This window comes from Desulfamplus magnetovallimortis, from assembly GCF_900170035.1.
Classification (GTDB): Bacteria; Desulfobacterota; Desulfobacteria; order Desulfobacterales; family Desulfobacteraceae; genus Desulfamplus; species Desulfamplus magnetovallimortis.
The window spans coordinates 91169-108621 of record NZ_LT828547.1; the positions used below are offsets into that span (position 1 = coordinate 91169).

Sequence of the window (17453 nt, forward strand, 5' to 3'; positions counted from 1 at the left end):
ACTAAGTTGTTTTTTTGTTATTTGTTGTACTCGTCAGTCATTAGTAATCACTGATCTGTCCGGCTACGAAAGTTCCTATATAAATCATCCATAAGATAAGAAAAATATGCAAAACATCATTTTCAGAGAACCAGATTCCCTTTGTCCACAATTTTTTTGTAATGCCCTTTTTATTATAAATATAATAGGCCATCATTGTACAAAAAAGCAAAAACCATGCACCGAGAAGCGCCAAATCCATGGAATAGTTGAATTTGTAGTAGCGCAAGATATTCAATAAACAGAAAAAAATGAAAGCCGGAGTTGAAATCCACACCATAAGTTCAAAGGTGATGAGGGATTTCACCGGTAATATTCCTCCGATAATCACTAAAATTGCATATATGGCTGAACTCAGTATGGCATACACAAACAGCACCTGCTGTAGCGTTCCTTCTGTACAGGATAGTGCTATTGCAACCACCATCGCATTTATACTGATTTGCTGGAATATAAGGTAGATAAGTTCCCACCAGCTTGTCCATGAGCATGTTTTTTTCCCGGCACATTTGATTTCGTAGCCAAATGCCTGGTAGCTTGTCCCTGCAAGAAGTGCCCCGATGCCCCACAACAAAAGTGAAATGCCCCACCATAAACGTGACTCTTCTCCATTGTTACTCTGGAAAAAAAACAGAGCTGTTCCAATGGTTAAAAAGCCCAGAAAAAAGACCCAGAAAGTTGAAAGTGGCTGACTTATAACAATTTGCTTAGAGGCGATTCTGATTACCATGCAGGGTTGTTTCATACACCACTTTTCTGGTGTCAGCTCAGGATCTTCATGTGGAATTGAATCCAGTCGATTGACAACAGATAACAATTTTTTTGAAAGTTTTTGTAGGAACATATGTATAGTAATCTTATTTTAGGCAAATAGTGTTTTTAAGTATAGTATTCCATATAACGTACATGGCTGATGACCGCCACAATCGAAGATATGAAAGTCGTTTTAAAAACAGGATGTTACCGAGACTTTCATATAAAACTCAAAACTGACACCTATGATCTTTTAAGCCTTGTCAACACTGTCTGAATCAGGATACCCAGGATTAACAGGATAAGGCAGGATTATCTATCCTGAACATCCTATCCATCTTGGTTATCCTGATTCAGACAAATTCAATAGCTAACGAAAAAGCCATCAAGGTGTCGATTTTGAGTATAAAATTGAATTGGCAAGCATAATGTAGGGGCAACCCTATGTGGCTGTCCTTCAAAGTTGAGATTAAAAAATATTTTTCTGGAAGTCTATAGGTGAACATAAATTTTTTCCCATTATTTCTTGAGGCTTAACCGGAAGAAATATTTGTCTATGCACTTACATCATCAACTGGAGGAGGAATCAGGACGAATTTTCCCACATGCATTTTTTTTGTGAATTCCTGTTGTGCCTGGACAATGTTTTCAAGTGGAAATGTTTTTGCCAACAGGGGCTTTATTTCACCTTTTTCGATATAGGAGACAAGGTTAGGGAAAACAGGTTTATCCCACGCAGTACATCCTATAAGTGTCAAATCTTTTAAATAGAAGTCACGCATATCAAGATTTACAATGGGTCCGGCAATAGCACCTGAAGATACAAAGCGTCCTCCTCTTTTCAAGACCTTGAGCATTCCTCCAAAGGCTTCTCCTGCAACATTGTCAATAACAACATCCACAGATTTTTCCCCTAAAATGTCCACAATATCTTTTTCACGATCAATTACCTGATCCACACCTATTCTCTGTACTTTTTCAAGTTTAGCTTTGCCTGCCAAAGCTGTTACAACTGCTCCGCGTCGTTTTGCAAGTTGTACAGCAGCAGAGCCTACACCTCCTGAAGCTCCAGCTATCAAGACGTGCTCACCTTTAGCCACCTCTGCTCGGTGAATCATATTTTCGGCTGTACCATAGGCACATGGGATGGTTCCAAGCTCGGCATCAGTCCAATCACACTTCACAGGAAAGATTTCTGTTTCAGGCACTTTGACAAACTGTGCAAATGCGCCGTCAAAATCAGAAGCCATCCAGATATTTTCCAATGAATCCCATCCTTGACTTCGCATACAGGAACGAACCAGTACCCGTAAGCCCAGGATACTCTCATTGCCCCCTGGTGCAACAGCAACCACTCGTCCGCAGCAATCTGTGCCCTGAATAAATGGAAATGGGGTTGCCTCGTTCCAGCCGCCATCTCCCTGTTGTTTGGCATCCAGCTTCTCTTTTTCAGCAGTTGTAAGAGATTCTGTTCCTGTCGTGACTTTTGAAGAGTACCACCCAAGGCGGGTATTGATTTCAGTATTATTTATTCCAGCAGCCAGGACATTCAAAAGAACTTCGTTTGGTGCAAGTTCCGGAATCGGAACATCTCGGTAATCAAGTTTTTCATAACCACCATTGCCTGTTGTGACAACTGCTTTCATTGTTTTTTTGCAATCTCTGATATCAAAGCGATCTTTTGCGTTATTACTCCTGCTATTTGTTTTCATAAAGGAATCCCGTTTTTACCTAAAGTTGGTAATTTTGCTTTTGTTGGATTATAATCTTTGATCTGTATCTTATGATGTCTTTATTTTATACTCAAAATCGACATCTTATTGCTTTTTCAGAAGTTATTGCATTTATCTGAATCAGGACAACCAGGATGGATAGGATGTTCAGGATAGAAAGGATGTTCAGGATAGCTATAATCCTGCCTTATCTTTGTTAATCCTGGGAATCCTGATTCAGACAGTGTTGACAAGGCTTACAAGATCAATAGGTGTCAACTTTGAGTTTATAGTATTGTTCCTTTGTTCTCTGCATGATAGCGGAAAGATCAATTTTTGATGGACAGACACAACTGCAAAGCCCGCACAATGTGCAGTCCAGAAGACCCATCTGGATAACCTCTTCCATCTCCTCTGCATGGGCAGCTTTCATTATGAACTGAGGGAGTAGATCCACTGGGCACTTCTTGTCACATATGCCGCAGTTGATGCAGGCACGCTCTTCTCCATGCAGATTTATGTCGGCATTGACTGCCGTAGGTGAAAGAGCCGACAGAAAGGTTCTTGATTCACTCATGCTTCCAGTGCCTGGAGTGAGAAACCCAAAAAAATGCTCGGTTTGAGAGCAATCAAGAACAATGGCACTGTATTCACCTGCTGCCATGTGGCCTCTGTAATCATCATCCTGAGTGAGGTCGTCTCTGTGCTTTCCGGCTTTTATATTTTCCCTTTTTCTGGCATGACGACCGGAAAAGATTCCGCCTGTAATAACACTTTTGCCATCAGGAACCTTTTTGGTCAGTTGAGTAACAGGTGTGCCGAGAATCGACCTCATATGACATGGTTTTTCAACAGTGCCTCCTCCTGTGGTGAATACTCTTTGTACATCATATATACCTCTTCCAAAAAGAGCACCAATTGCAAGGAGATCCTGGGGATTAATGGTTACGCTTCTGTTCCAGGAGCTATCAGGTTTTATCTTGTACAAAATGACACCTGGATCTCCTGCTGGCCATTCACTATCTGTAAGATGGGTTATGTGTTCTTCAATCTTTACAAGATTTTTGATCTGATCTTGAGGTGCGGCTACCACAATATCAGCAGCAAGTTTTTTAATTGCGGCAATTCCCGTTATAAAGTCAGCTTCCCGATCCTTTAAAATGGTTGATGCACATGGAGAGAAACTATCCCCTGGTTGCAATGAGACAATAAGTGCCGGAAAACCATATTGTTCAGATGCTTTGTTTGATTCCTCTTCTCCACTGGATGATGGATTAGTGGTTGTTATTTTAGTGTTTTTTGTTTCTGCTATATCCATAAAAGGAAATTGGAGGAGCATCTGCCACATACCTGCCTGTTTAAGGATTATTTCAATATTTGCGGCGGAAAAGGAGTCTGACAATTGCGGTAATAAATTGTGGGGCAAGGATTTTAAGCCATTAGAATGTTTTTCCTCAGAAACAGGGCTGGCATTTGAAATAAGGGTGCTGATATTTGATAAAACCTGTGATAATGTTTCATCCATGATATCTTTATTATCAAGACGGATTACAATCTCTTCAATTACCCGTCTTGGACCAAAATGGATATTGATAATCTCACCAGAAACGGGTGAAAGATATTTGATTTCTGGATTGCGTTTATCTTCAAAAATAGCAGTTCCCTTGTGCACTTTATCATTTGGCTTTACAAGCAGTCTTGGTTTAATATGGGGAACAAGGGATGGCATAAGAGCTACAGTATCCGGAGGTTCAAGGTTAATTACTCTTGTTGCCGGTGTATTTATGAGCAGTGAGTTAAATTTTTTGCCGGATTTAATATATTTCATAGATTAACCGTGAAAATACCTTTTGATTTTGTATTTAGGGTGAGTTTCGTGCGGTCTTTAGTAATACAATAGTGGAAACTCATGTGTCCTATACTGTTCCAGATAATTAAATTGGCAAGCAGTGTATGGGCAATCCCTTGTGGTTGCCCTTCAGAATTGAGAATGCCAAAATATTTTTCTGGAAATCTATACTTGTTCAGGGGCAGAGAAAAAACCGGAAAATTGGACATCCTTCATATCAACTCAAAATTAGTTTACACTTTTCGAAAAGTTCTGAGCCATGATTAAAGGATTAACACGATTAAACGGTCATGGCCGGCATTCAGCCACCCCCCGAATATAGAAATTTGTATCTATTTCCACGGTAAACGGTCATGGCTGCCATCCAGCCTCCCCCGAATATGGAAATTTGTATCCATTCCCACGGTAAAAATCAAGGTAATCCCTTAATTCTGAAAATCATGGTTCAAAAAAAGTGTAAACCGACAAATGAAAGATGCCGCAAATTGATGATGTTTACCCTGAAATGTTTAATTAAATCATTTTCCAAAGTCAAGGAATAAAGCAGATGGGTTTGCCATGGCCGTTATCGAAAAAAGGTACAATCAGCCCTTTTTTTGTCCTTGATTTAATGGTAAACAGAAATTTTTGAAACAATAACATATCAGCTTTGCAAGGAACCGTTGACTTATGTCAATTTATAAATCCATTACCCTGAAATTTATAATGATGCCGTTGAACAGCATTGGAAAAAGTGCACTTAATCAGATAGCTTTATTGGGAAAGATATTGATGTTTCTGGCGGCATCACTTGCGGGCATTCCCGGAAAACGGCAGTTTTCCAATACTATGAAGCATGTTTATTCAATAGGAGTGCGTTCCACACTGATCGTTATGCTTGTCGGACTTTTCACAGGAATGGTTCTGGGGCTTCAACTCTATTATACCCTTGTGAAATTCGGTTCACAGGGTGTTCTTGGATCAGCGCTTGGGTTAACACTTGTCAGGGAGCTTGGGCCTGTGCTTACAGCTATTATGATAACGGCACGTGCAGGCTCTGCAATGACAACCGAGATCGGCATTCAGCGTATTACAGAGCAGATTGACGCACTTTTTACCATGGGTGTTGATCCTTTAAGATATCTTGTCAGCCCAAGGATTGCAGCGTCCATAATAACTTTTCCCATATTGACGGCACTTTTTGACATAATAGGATTCCTGGGCGGATATATAACAGGGGTTGTGCTTCTCGGCCTTGATTCAGGAGCTTACTTTTACAGGATTCATTACAGTATCTCTTTTGCAGATATAAATGGCGGATCAATAAAAGCAATAGTTTTTGCTCTTATTGTCTCTACAGCCTGCTCTTTTAATGGATATTACACACACCTCAGATCGGACAGTTTCGGAGCAAGGGCAGTGGGACTTTCAACAACATCAGCAGTGGTTGTATCTTCTGTTTTGATTCTGGTTGCAGATTATGTTGTAACTTCGTTTCTGCTTTAGATTTTTCGGCATGCTTCATTTACCGTTTTATACTCTCCAGGGAAGCAACCTTAAGTTTAAGGATTCTTTCTCAAAAAAGTGTAAAGTACTTTTGATGTGACATGAAGGACGCCGATTTTTCTTCCTGAATTTCGTGTTGTCACCATGGCTGTTATAAAACAATGAAAATCCGCATGACTCGTAATGACTCAATAACTACAACAATAAACCAGACCAATATGCTTATGCCTGCTGCCCCTGCTGAGATATCCTTTATAATTCCTATTTTTTGATTTTCATTGGATTCTATGAAATCACAGAGAGCCTCAATTGTGGTGTTAAAGATTTCTGAGACAAGCATTAAACCAGTTGAGACTACAACAAGACCAAAGTCAAGCCATTGGCGGTAGTAAAAACAGGCTGCCAGGATAAAAAAAGATAGTACTAATTTGTATGTAACAGCGAGATCAAATAATACTGCATAACGTACCCCACGCAAAGCTACACGTATTTTGCGCAGTGGATAAAAACCTTGATAACCAGTTCCAAGAAATTTGTTTCTCATCCTTTAACCTCGGATAAGCCCATAAGTGTTAACTTGACAGTATAGAAATTTCCATTTTTTACTTGCCAAAACAAGTATTTATGAAAAAGTCCGCTCGAGGGGCGCTAAGTTCATTTAATGATGTGAAACTATGTTATGTTTACAATTTTTTATATTTATAAATTATAATCTTATATATTTTTTTTGAGCATAAGTTAATATTTTGACTATTGCAATATCTCTTCGACAACTTCCTGAATTGCTTCATTACTTAGATTGCATCCAGTATCTTTTTTGATAACTAACCGAATTTTATTAATAACATCCTCTGTGAGAATAGCTCTTGTTATGCTTTCATGGCTACGTGCTTTTATTTCATTCCAGGTATTTTCTAGCAATCCTTTACGAGTCATTCCGTATCTGGAGATAAGAACAAATTTTTTAGCATCATCTCTACTTAATTCTGGAAGTAAATCAATAGAAAAGAGCAAATTGGCTTCAACTTTTTCTTGAGTTGATATGCGATATAGTTGCCAAGTTACAAGATTAGTTAATAAAGCCCATTTTATTCCGGAATAAGCCCCATAAGAAGTCGCTTGAAAAATATGTTTTTCTCTCAGAGACATCCCTGCTTTTTTAGCCTCTACCACCATGATATCTGTATCATTAAGTGATAGCACATAGTCTGCCTTTCTACCTTGTATCTTTTGCTCTGCTTTTACTTCTTCAATTCTATAATCCAGTACTTCCATCAAAATTTTATCTAAAACCATGCGAGTGTTGCTTTCATTTTGTTTTTTCTCTACTGCGGTATTAATTTGTGGAATAAACTGCTTTATTTGCTCAATTATTTGTTCAGTATGTTGTTCTAATTTTTTTTTAGGCGAACGTTTTGTTTTTCTGGATAGATTTGGTGATTGAGTTGTTTTGAATTCTGAATCGTTACTAATTTTATTCTGATCTGATTCAACTTTCACACCATAAGCAGAAGTAATAACTTCTAATCCACCATTATATCCTTGCCCTACTGCTCTAAATTTCCATTTTTCTTGGTACTGATATATTTCGCCTATTATCAAAGCAACTTCATTATTAATTTCTTCAATATCAAATCTGATTATTTCGTAATCATTATCTTTTTGCATTATCCTAATATAAGCATTTTCTATCATGCTAAAATTAATATCTCTATTTTCTTCACTAACAATAGTTGCAACAAATTGAATCTTATTTATATCTTTTGGAATTTTAGATAAATTAAGAGTAAAACAACACATGTCATCATCAGAATTTGCATCTTCATATAACACTATACAACAATTTGGGCCTTCTGGTTGATTGTAAAAAATAAAATCCTTATCATTTCTGACATAACCGTCTTCATTAAGCATGAATGCACTAATATCAACATCAAAATCATTATTTTTAGACCAGCCTAATCCGACAGTAATTTCATCAAGATTTTGATTTTTGTACATTAATAATGAATTTGCCCCTTTTTGTAATCTAACTGTCATCTTATTTCTCCTAATATAATGTCAATATCTGACTGTCAAAAGCAGATTTTTTCATAAAAAAGGCACTTCTTATTTGCAATTTTCTATATATATGCCTGAAAATCAGTAAGAGCTCAATTTAACAAAACGTTAACTCGATAATATTGTGACAAAAAAATTACAAATTCCATATCAAAATGACTTATCTGTGTCAACCAAATCATCTCTGCAACGGTAACCCAAAATTAAATTTTTCATTAACAAACAATTGCTTTTTAACTTATAATTCAATATGAAACTCTAATATGTCAGAAACAGAGAATATAAAAAACAAGGCAAGGATAATGAAGATATCAGGAATCCAATGAAAAAAGTTACACATGATAGCACGGGCAATGTATATCATAACGCTGGAGTATCGCTTTCCGGAGAGCATCCCCTTATTGAGTTCAGGAATATAACAAAATCATTTGGGGAAAAGAGAGTTCTGAACAGGGTAAACCTCAGCATATATAAAGGAGAGATAACAACAATTATCGGAAAAAGCGGCACAGGAAAAAGTGTGCTGTTAAAGCATATGATAGGCTTGATGGAGCCTGACATGGGAGATGTCTGCTTTAATGGAAAAAATGTGGCAAAACTAAAGGGTAGAGAGCGTCTTGCCCACATAAGACAGATGAGCTATATGTTTCAGAACAATGCTCTTTTTGATTCGATGACAGTTTTTGACAATGTGGCATTTCCCCTTCGTCAAACAACATCCTTAAGTGAAACAATAATCAGAAACAAGGTTATGGATATACTTGAAAAGACAGACCTCCAGGGTTTTGCAGACAAGTTTCCTTCAGAACTTTCAGGTGGTATGCAAAAACGGGTGGCTTTCAGCCGTGCACTTGTGACAGACCCTTCCATAGTTTTATTTGATGAGCCAACTACAGGCCAGGATCTGATTCGCCGGAATGCAATATTGAGCATGATTTCAGAATATAAAAACAGGTTTGGCTTTACAGCCGTTATCATAAGTCATGACATTCCTGATGTGCTTTTTATCTCAAACCGCATACTGGTGCTCCATGAAGGCGAGATTGTGTTTCAGGGCACTCCAGGGGAATTTGATTCCTTTGATCATCCATATGTTGATGAATTTGTCCACAGCCTTGAAACCTTCAGGGATCACATGCCAGGGCTTTATTCAAGACGTAATTTTCAGTTGAGGTACAACAGTGTTTTGGGCAGAAAAAGTGACCAGGATGCCTATGTTGTTGCAATCTTTTCAATTTCAGGATTTAGGGAATTGTGTGAAAAAATAGGTCATGCAACAGCCCATGAACTTGTAAAGGAGCTTGGCGCAATTATAAGCCGCCATTTTGATGCAGTGGGTGGATTTTCAACGCGCCAGAGAAGAAGCCGTTTTATGACAGTGCTTCCTTTTTCAAATATTGAGGAGTCACGTCAGATGCTGGATGATTTTGCAAATGAGCTTCGTGAAAAAGGATTTGAATATGTGAAACTTAAAAACAGGGAGGCAGAAGGCACAAGAGGTGAATTTTATAAAATAACGGTGATTGCTGGTATGGCTGAAGGGCAATCTACAACAGAAGGTATAAACGATGTGCTGAAAAAAGCACGTCAAAACCTTTTTGAAATCGGAAGATTTCAGTGCATAGAAGGAAAATGCAGTTTATGAATAAAAACAGTTACACTCTACATGAAATTATTGCAGGGCTATTTGTACTAGCAGGAATTGCTGTTATTGCCATTATGACAGTGAGGCTTGGAGATGTCTCTTTTTGGGGAAATGATGGAATTTTTCTGACTGCAAGGTTTTCAACAGTATCTGGATTGAGAGTTGGAAATCCGGTGGAAATGCACGGCATTGAGGTGGGAAAGGTTGAATCCCTTGAAATTGATCAAAAGCTTCAGATGGCAGTTGCAACCTTTGCATTGGGAAGAGATATTGAAATATATTCAGATGCCATAGCATCCATAAAGACAGCCGGTTTGATAGGAGACAAGTTCGTAAATATTGATCCTGGAGGCTCTGGTGATTTGTTAAAAAATAGTGATACTATAATCAATACGGAGTCACCGGTTGATCTTGGAGAACTTATCGGAAAATATGCATTTGGATCAGTGGATAGTGGTACAGCTTCAAGCCCTTCAGAATCAGGGCATTCATCGGATGAGTTACCTGATGGGTTCAACCTTAATTTGGATGAGTAGCACCTTAATATGGGGATGAGTAGCAGCTTAATGGGGATGAGTAGCAGCTTAATATGGAAGAGTAGCCAGCAGGAGAAAGGGTAATTAAATGAAAATAACTGGTAAAACTGATAAATTTAATGTTGTTATACTGTTTGTTTTAATGCTGTCTCTTTTGGAAGTACTTCTTTTAAGTCTCCCTCATGATTCAGAAGCTTCAACAGCTATGAATACAATGGAGAATACAGTAAATGAAGTTCTGGGAGTTTTAAAAGATCCTGACCTGAAAGGAGATGGAAATCGTGATATAAAAAAAGAGAAAATATGGGTTATAATTGACAAGGCTTTTAATTATGATCTGCTCGCTCGTCAGGCATTAGGAAAAATATGGAAGACGATATCAAATGAACAGCAACATGAGTTCACAAAGCTTTACAGTAAACTTCTGGGAAATACATATATTGACCGGATTCTTTCATATGGAGATGAAAGTGTGGATATTGAAAGGGAGATTCCCCTTGCTGATAAAATTGCAGAGGTTCAAACTGTAATTAGTTATCAGGAACGCAAGATTCCTGTTTTCTATCGCCTGAATTTTGAAAATGGCACATGGAAGGTGTTTGATGTGGTGATTGAAGGGGTCAGTATGACAAAAAACTACAGAAGTCAGTTTAAGGATTTTCTATCCAAAAAATCAATGGATGATCTTCTGAATGTTTTGAATAAAAAGAGTCAGGCAGGAAATTAAAATAAATTACTCAGAGCCGACACATATGATCTTTTGAGCCTTGTTAATATTGTCTGAATCAGGATGCCCGGGATAAATAGTGTTTCTTCAAGTTATAGTTGTCGGTTATTAACTCAAAATCGACACCTATGATCTTATAAGCCTTGTCAACACTGTCTGAATCAGGATTCCCAAGATTAACAGGATAAGGCAGGATTACCTATCCTGAGCATCCTACCCATCCTGGTTATCCTGATTCAGACAAATGCAATAAATGCCAACAAGATGTCGATCTTGAGATATTAATATCCTGCCTGAAATTTTTATTATTTTTTTCGCAGTCGTTTCATGGCTGTGACAATGCTGAACCTCAGTCGTTCCAGCACATCGGCAAGCTGCCCTGTCTCATCAATGCTTTTTGTTGTTATCGGTTCATCAAGCTTTTGACCGTCTGCAAGGTCAGATGCTCTCTGGATGAGGGTTCGCAAAGGTTTAATGGATGTGTTAACCGTAAGCATTATGAGGACATGGGAGATAATAAAGATAATGGCCATAACAATAATAAGTGATATGCTCTGTTTTGTTTTGGCCTCATTGATTTTGTCAAGGGAAAATCCTATCCTGAATCCTCCCCAGTGTTTCCCTTTTACATATATGGGCGAAGAAAAATCGTACATAACTTCGCCTGTATCTCTTTTGTATTTCTGCTTAAAGCCTTTTTGTGTATTTTTTGCCGCTGCAATACCAGTTTCATCGTCAAAAATACGCTTTGTCCTGTTTAAGAGAAGATCCTTTTCCTTATCCCCGGTAGGAGGCTGGTTGTAGCGGGTGTTATGGGTTGGCAGGTATCCGTTAATGTCAACAGCAACGGCAAATATAACACTTTCATCAATTAAGAATTCATCTTCGAGAGCCAGAATTGCCTTGTCAAGATAGCTGTCATATTTTGTATGATATTTGGGCGGATCAAATCCTGGAATAGGGGTGTACTCTCTGTCAAAGGCATCCTGTACGGAGAAAACTCCATTATCAATTGCCTCTTCGAAAACCTGGCTCATCATTTTTGCACCAACAATTGATTCGATTTTTCCCCTTTCTATGAGTTGCTCTTCCAGACCTTTATTCTGTTGTATAATAAGAAACCAGGTGCCGGCAGCCATGATAATCAACAGGAATGCATTTACAAGAATAGCAACTTTTAAGGCGATTTTTTTTCTGATAAAATCCATTAAATTCTCCTTTTAAAATGATGAATGATGAGTATTAAATGACAAATGACAAACAATAAATGGCAAATTTAAAAGAGTTTTTGGGTGGGTGATATTATGAAAAAAGGCAGGTTATTTCATGTAACCTATGCGAACTGCCCCCCAATGCTCTTCTTTAAAAAAAACCGGAATGGAAAGATCAAACAACTCTTCTCCGGTATCACGGCTGTATTTTTGAAGAAGATATGGCTCTTTGTTCTGGGCGGCTGTAAGGCCGGTTCTGTCATTGAATATTCTTTTTGTACGGTTGTTGAGAGCATCTGTTTCACGTTCTCCTGTAAGGGGCTGGGAAAAAATGCTGTTGTGGGTGGGAAGATAACCGTTACGATCAACGGCAATTACAAAAAGAATCCTTTTATCTTTGCTTTGGTATTTATCAATAATATCCTGGATGGTGTTGTCAAATATTTTATCATATTGTGTATGGTATTTCTGTGGGTAGGTATTGGGAATAGGGATATAGAATGTGTCAAAAAGTTGCATTTTATTGAGCATTTGTGAAGAAATCATCTGTTCAAACTTGATGTTGAGTTCTTCTCTGCACTCTTCAGCCCACTGCTTAACCTGAAGGTCAAATTCGGTAAGATCATCGGCAGACACAGGAGTTGTCATTACAATTCCCATGCACAGCACAATTAAGGTTTTGAGTAAATATCTGCAAATAGAAGATGAGCCTTTTAAATTGAATAACATTGAAGATTTTGCCTGGTGGATACTGCTCTCCTTCAGGATATTTCCGATCACAGGAGGTTGTATAGGGCAGTAACTTCTTGTGGTGTTCTGGTAGCATTGCATTTTCATTGTAGAGGCTCCTTTTAACTGTTGATGTTTATTAATAAACTTGTCTGAAAATCAGAAGCATTATGGCTGATGGGTTAGAAACGTCATCTAAGTATCTTAACAGAGATAATCATAATAAATCGTCTAAGAAAATTAGCTGATTTATTTTACTAAATTTGATTCATTGCGCACAGATACTGAATAGATGGGGGTAAAAATGCTGAGGTCGGCTTTGGGAATTTTAACCGGCATCTCTTTGCCAAGGCTGTCATCGTATGTTTTATTAATTTCCATCATTTTAATGAAACTGTCAACCAATGTTAGACAAAATGCATTGAAATATTTGGTCGGGTGTATGAAATATAAGCTTGATTCATGAAATATAAGGCCGGATATTGGCATCCTTCATATCTGCTTAAAATTAGTTTACACTTTCTTTAATTGTCTGAATCACGGATTGCCACAGATTACGCTGATTACACAGATTGTTTTCAATCAGTGTAATCTTTTAATCCGTTTAATCCGTGATTCAGACAAAAGAATAAGCCTCAAAAAGTGTAAACCGATAAATAAAAGATGCTCGGATATTCTGAAATTTCAGAGCAGATGCATGAAATGTCAGACCAGATGCATGGAATCTTCCATTTTAATTTCAAGCTGGGCTATTGCAACCTCGTTGATATCAAGTATGGATGCCTCTTCACAGGAATAAACATCTGTGTTTTGGATTTCGCCTATACCTATACCGAGATGCTGGCACAGTTTGTCTGCAAAACGGATTATTACCAGAAGAATGTTGGTATCATCAAATTCATAGTCATGGTGATCTTTTGCTATGGTGCAATACTGTTCCGGAAGGTTCCATATTTTAAGAAGCATGTTGCCATATTTAGGATGCATTTTCAGAACAATATCCTCCATCAGTTTTTTTGGAAAAGTTGCATTCTTTGCTTTTATCTGATCCATGACAGAGAGCAGCATGAAAGCGCCAACGTCGTGCAGAAGGCCTGATAAAAAAGCCTCGTTGAGGTTGGGATACTGGGATTGTTTTGCAATCCACTGTGCCCCTACCGCACAACCCACAGAGTGTATCCATAGCTGTTTCATGAACTCCTGGATAGCCTTGTCCCTGGATTGAAATGTGCTTTTTTGGGATGTCAGAAGCACGATGTTGGTAACCTCGACTATTCCAAGGCGTACTACAGCTTCCTGTACTGTTTTAACAGGTTCAAGCCCCTTGTAAAAGGAAGAGTTGGAAAGTCTCAACACTTCTGCTGCAAGTGAGACATCTCTTTTGATAAGATTTATGATGTGATCAAGGTCGGGATCTTTTTTACTGATCTCCTTTTGAACCTGTAAGCTGTTCTGGTTCATAACCGGCAGTTTTACTTTGCCGGACTGTATGTGTGTGTCAATTATTTCGATCAGCGATCGTTTTTTTTCCATTAAATTCTTTCCTGTTTTTATAGTCTATGCGCCAACCAGTCGTCTGATTTCATTAAGTGGCCTTGGAAACAGGAGACGCGGAGCACTGTGAAGAACCTCTTCAATTGATGTAATACCGGCAGCCGCCTTTACTATGCCCTCTTCAAGAAGAGTGACAAGACCTGCTGTTTCAATACTTGTTCGGCGGATTTCATGGCTGGTCTTTTTTTCAAGAATAGCATTTCTTACATATTCATCAAGAACCAGAAGCTCAAAACATGCTATACGTCCTTTGTAACCTGTGTGCCGGCAGTGGGAGCAGCCCCTTCCTTTTTTGAAATTTGCTCCGTGTATATCCTTTGCACTGTATCGCAAGCGCCTTAAATCCTGAATTGAAGGTTTGTAATCTTCTGCACACTCTGTACATACTTTCCGCATCAGACGTTGTGCCAGAACACTTACCACTGTTGATGATATCATAAATGCCTCTATATTCATGTTGAGAAGCCGGACAAGTCCCCCTATACTGTCCTCGGTGTGGAATGTGGTAACGACCTTGTGGCCTGTCAAGGCAGCCTGAACGGCAATTTCTGCTGAGTATGTGTCCCTTATTTCTCCTATTACAATTACATCGGGATCCTGTCTTACCATTGCACGTAGTGTTTCATTAAAGGTCAGGTTGATTTTTGGATCAATGCTGCACTGCCCAATGCCTGGAATTACATACTCAACAGGCTCTTCAGCAGTTATTATGCTTGTCTGTGGGGTGTTAAGGTAGTCGATGCAACTGTAAACCGTTGTTGTCTTGCCGGATCCTGTGGGGCCTGTGACCAGAATTACTCCACTTGGCAGGTCAAGTGCATCATTGTTGAAACGTTGCAGCATTTTGGGATACATGCCCAGATCCTCAAGTTTGACCATCTCCCGTTTGCGGTTCAAAAGCCGCATTACAATTTTTTCTCCAAAGACAGTTGCAAAAAAAGAGATCCGAAGATCCAACTTGTGACCTGCATGGTCAAAAACCATTCTTGCATCTTGATGCCTTCTTTTTTCGGTGATGTCAGCTCCGCACATAACCTTGATGCGGCTTGTCAATGTGGGGATAATCTCAAGTCCAAGTTCTCTGTAAATATCAAGCACTCCATCCCGCCTGAAGCGGATTCTGAGGCGGTCAGGCAGAGGTTCAATGTGTATGTCGCTTATATCTTCTTTAAGGGCATCTATGATAAGTTTATTGACAATGCCAACCGCTGAATCAGCCGATACTTTGGTGCGGTCATTCTCCTGTCTGCTTATTACTTTTTGTATAGCTTCCTTGATGGAGTTTTTAAGCGCAAAACATGGAACTATTTCAATGTTAAGGATTTTTTTTATTTTTGACAGGTCCTCTTTATCAGTGGGATCTACAAAGGCAACCTGCGCTGCATCCTCTTCGATTTTTATTGGTATGAAAGTGGCACTGTCATACATACGGAAGGGGATACGGTTGAACAGTCTCATATCAATATCTATGAATTCCGGCTCAACAAAGGGAAATCCCAGTTGTAAAGAGAGCACTTCAATCATTTTGCGCTCATCAACAAATCTGTGTGCCACAAGCACTTCACCTATTTTGCGCTTGGGAGTCTCTTCCGCCTGTATCTGAAACGCCTTCTCAAGCTCCTCGGCTGTAAGGATTCCAAGTTCCACAAGAAGACTGCCAATTTTCAGGGAGACATGGTGTTTACGGATGGTTGACCAAAGTGCTTCATCAGTGACATATTTAAGCTCCTTTAAAATATTTATTGTGGGACGGGGGTTGGGAAGCTTTGATTGAATCCTCTGCACATACTCAATCTGTTTTATGGTTAGTATGCCCTCTTTCACAAGAAGAGAGAGAATTTCACCGTATTGATTAGAGTTGGCATTCTGTTTATTTTGATGGTTATCCTGCTTCCCTTGAGCTGGAGCTTGCAACATGTTATTATCCCTTTTGATGAATAATGCCGGATTTTTCAATTGTATAACGTACATGGCGGCTCACAGCTACAACGAAGGATGAAAGCCCTGTGAACCTTAAATGGATGGGAATTTCTTACAAAAAGTTGAGAGACACCCTAAACATTAATTTACTATTTTACACTTTCCGGAGAAACAACCTTAATTTTGATGCCCCTGTAAAAAGTCGAAATCCGCAAAATCGCTATTAATGATTTCAGGATGTTATAACTGAAAAAATGCTGAAATCGGACTTTTTACGAGGTCATCAATTTTAGGTTTTTTCTTAAAAAAGTGTAAACTACTTTTGTGTTCATATGAAAGATGTCGATTTATTAATGTAATCCTTACTATATGTCAAGAACACGTACACCGCTCCATGCAAGGATGGAACAAAATAATGAATTGTTTTTATTCAATTAAGGATGAACGCAGAGTGGAGATCAAGATCAGGAGATCCACTTTTATATGCAGCATGAAATATGTGGAAAACGTTGACGAGGCAAAGGCTTTTATATCTTCTGTCTCCAGCGAACATAAAAATGCCAACCATAACTGCTGGGCATATATTGTGGGTGATAAAGCTGAAATGTTTCACTCCTCGGATCAGGGGGAGCCTGCCGGAACCGCAGGAAAGCCAATGTTAAATGCTCTTCAGAGCTATTCCATGACTTCTATTGCTGCTGTTGTTACGCGCTATTTCGGGGGGGTAAAGCTTGGTGTCAGGGGACTTATTGAAGCCTATGGAGAGGCTGTAAAAAATGCAATCGGGATGGAAAAGCTCAGAAAGCTTGTGAAAACAAAAGAGTACACCATAAATCTGCCATATGCGTTTCACGACAGTTTCATTCACCAGTTAAAGAATTTTCCCGGGGAGGTGACAGATACCCGTTATTTTGATATTGTTTCACTTGATTTTGCGGCAGAAGACCATGCTGCATCAGAACTTGAAAAAATGCTTGATTCATGCCAAAGTGCTGGAAAATTGACATTTATTCAAAGAGAAATGGAAGATAAGTAATTAATTTACAATGAAAATACGCTTGTTAGGAGATGAGCAGCAAATAATCTCCCCGGTTATAATTTTAAAACAACTGACCTGTAAAAATCTCATGTTTTGAACCGGGCACGTTATTTAAGATTGATGAACTCGTAAAAAGTCCGATTTCAGCATTTTTCAGGCTGTAACATGTTGAAATAATTAATAGTGATTTTGG

At 38.7% G+C, this 17453-nt stretch carries 15 protein-coding genes; 5 read left to right on the forward strand and 10 right to left on the reverse strand.

Annotated features, from left to right (window positions below):
- Positions 1-40: 40 nt before the first annotated feature.
- The 3 genes from MTBBW1_RS14450 to MTBBW1_RS14460 form a co-directional block, all read right to left on the reverse strand.
- The gene (locus MTBBW1_RS14450; protein WP_080804475.1) at positions 41-883 is read right to left on the reverse strand and encodes a hypothetical protein; all 843 of its coding nucleotides are present in this window, start codon (positions 881-883) and stop codon (positions 41-43) included.
- Positions 884-1346: 463 nt separating this feature from the next.
- Complete coding sequence (locus MTBBW1_RS14455; RefSeq protein ID WP_080804476.1) at positions 1347-2504, reverse strand: alcohol dehydrogenase family protein; 1158 nt, start codon at positions 2502-2504, stop codon at positions 1347-1349.
- A 265-nt stretch (positions 2505-2769) separates the two neighbouring features.
- Positions 2770-4332 (reverse strand): 4Fe-4S dicluster domain-containing protein, encoded by a 1563-nt coding sequence (locus MTBBW1_RS14460; protein WP_080804477.1) that lies wholly within the window; start codon positions 4330-4332, stop codon positions 2770-2772.
- A gap of 690 nt (positions 4333-5022) precedes the next feature.
- On the opposite strand from MTBBW1_RS14460, the gene MTBBW1_RS14470 reads away from it, so the two are divergent.
- Positions 5023-5838, forward strand: a complete 816-nt coding sequence (locus tag MTBBW1_RS14470; RefSeq protein WP_080804479.1) for an MlaE family ABC transporter permease — start codon at positions 5023-5025, stop codon at positions 5836-5838.
- A 151-nt stretch (positions 5839-5989) separates the two neighbouring features.
- Here the strand turns inward: MTBBW1_RS14470 and MTBBW1_RS14475 are convergent, their stop codons facing one another.
- On the reverse strand, positions 5990-6382 hold the full coding sequence (locus tag MTBBW1_RS14475; protein ID WP_080804480.1) for a diacylglycerol kinase: 393 nt from the start codon (positions 6380-6382) through the stop codon (positions 5990-5992).
- Positions 6383-6588: 206 nt separating this feature from the next.
- Entirely contained in the window at positions 6589-7878 is a 1290-nt protein-coding gene (locus tag MTBBW1_RS14480; RefSeq protein ID WP_080804481.1) for a TerD family protein, read from the reverse strand.
- A gap of 343 nt (positions 7879-8221) precedes the next feature.
- Here MTBBW1_RS14480 and MTBBW1_RS14485 point away from each other — a divergent pair, with 343 nt between their 5' ends.
- The 3 genes from MTBBW1_RS14485 (at position 8222) to MTBBW1_RS14495 (ending at position 10807) form a co-directional block, all read left to right on the forward strand.
- Positions 8222-9544 carry an ATP-binding cassette domain-containing protein gene (locus MTBBW1_RS14485; RefSeq protein WP_080804482.1) on the forward strand — a complete coding sequence of 441 codons (1323 nt, stop codon included), beginning with the start codon at positions 8222-8224 and terminating at the stop codon, positions 9542-9544.
- Positions 9541-10080 carry an outer membrane lipid asymmetry maintenance protein MlaD gene (gene mlaD / locus MTBBW1_RS14490; protein ID WP_080804483.1) on the forward strand — a complete coding sequence of 180 codons (540 nt, stop codon included), beginning with the start codon at positions 9541-9543 and terminating at the stop codon, positions 10078-10080. The genes MTBBW1_RS14485 and mlaD overlap by 4 nt, the downstream gene beginning before the upstream one ends.
- A gap of 88 nt (positions 10081-10168) precedes the next feature.
- Complete coding sequence (locus MTBBW1_RS14495; RefSeq protein ID WP_080804484.1) at positions 10169-10807, forward strand: MlaC/ttg2D family ABC transporter substrate-binding protein; 639 nt, start codon at positions 10169-10171, stop codon at positions 10805-10807.
- Between the two features lie 305 nt (positions 10808-11112).
- Here MTBBW1_RS14495 and MTBBW1_RS14500 read toward each other — a convergent pair whose 3' ends face one another.
- The 5 genes from MTBBW1_RS14500 to MTBBW1_RS14520 form a co-directional block, all read right to left on the reverse strand.
- Entirely contained in the window at positions 11113-12015 is a 903-nt protein-coding gene (locus MTBBW1_RS14500; protein WP_222424066.1) for a HAMP domain-containing protein, read from the reverse strand.
- 111 nt (positions 12016-12126) lie between these two features.
- Positions 12127-12855, reverse strand: coding sequence for a hypothetical protein (locus MTBBW1_RS14505; RefSeq protein ID WP_222424067.1), 729 nt, complete (start codon positions 12853-12855; stop codon positions 12127-12129).
- Positions 12856-12996: 141 nt separating this feature from the next.
- On the reverse strand, positions 12997-13131 hold the full coding sequence (locus tag MTBBW1_RS29990) for a hypothetical protein (RefSeq protein WP_281255645.1): 135 nt from the start codon (positions 13129-13131) through the stop codon (positions 12997-12999).
- A gap of 321 nt (positions 13132-13452) precedes the next feature.
- The gene (locus MTBBW1_RS14515; RefSeq protein WP_080804486.1) at positions 13453-14280 is read right to left on the reverse strand and encodes an HDOD domain-containing protein; all 828 of its coding nucleotides are present in this window, start codon (positions 14278-14280) and stop codon (positions 13453-13455) included.
- A 24-nt stretch (positions 14281-14304) separates the two neighbouring features.
- Complete coding sequence (locus MTBBW1_RS14520) at positions 14305-16218, reverse strand: GspE/PulE family protein (protein WP_080804487.1); 1914 nt, start codon at positions 16216-16218, stop codon at positions 14305-14307.
- A 418-nt stretch (positions 16219-16636) separates the two neighbouring features.
- Between MTBBW1_RS14520 and MTBBW1_RS14525 the strand changes: the two genes are divergently transcribed.
- Positions 16637-17257 (forward strand): IMPACT family protein, encoded by a 621-nt coding sequence (locus MTBBW1_RS14525; protein ID WP_245809397.1) that lies wholly within the window; start codon positions 16637-16639, stop codon positions 17255-17257.
- Positions 17258-17453: the final 196 nt, after the last annotated feature.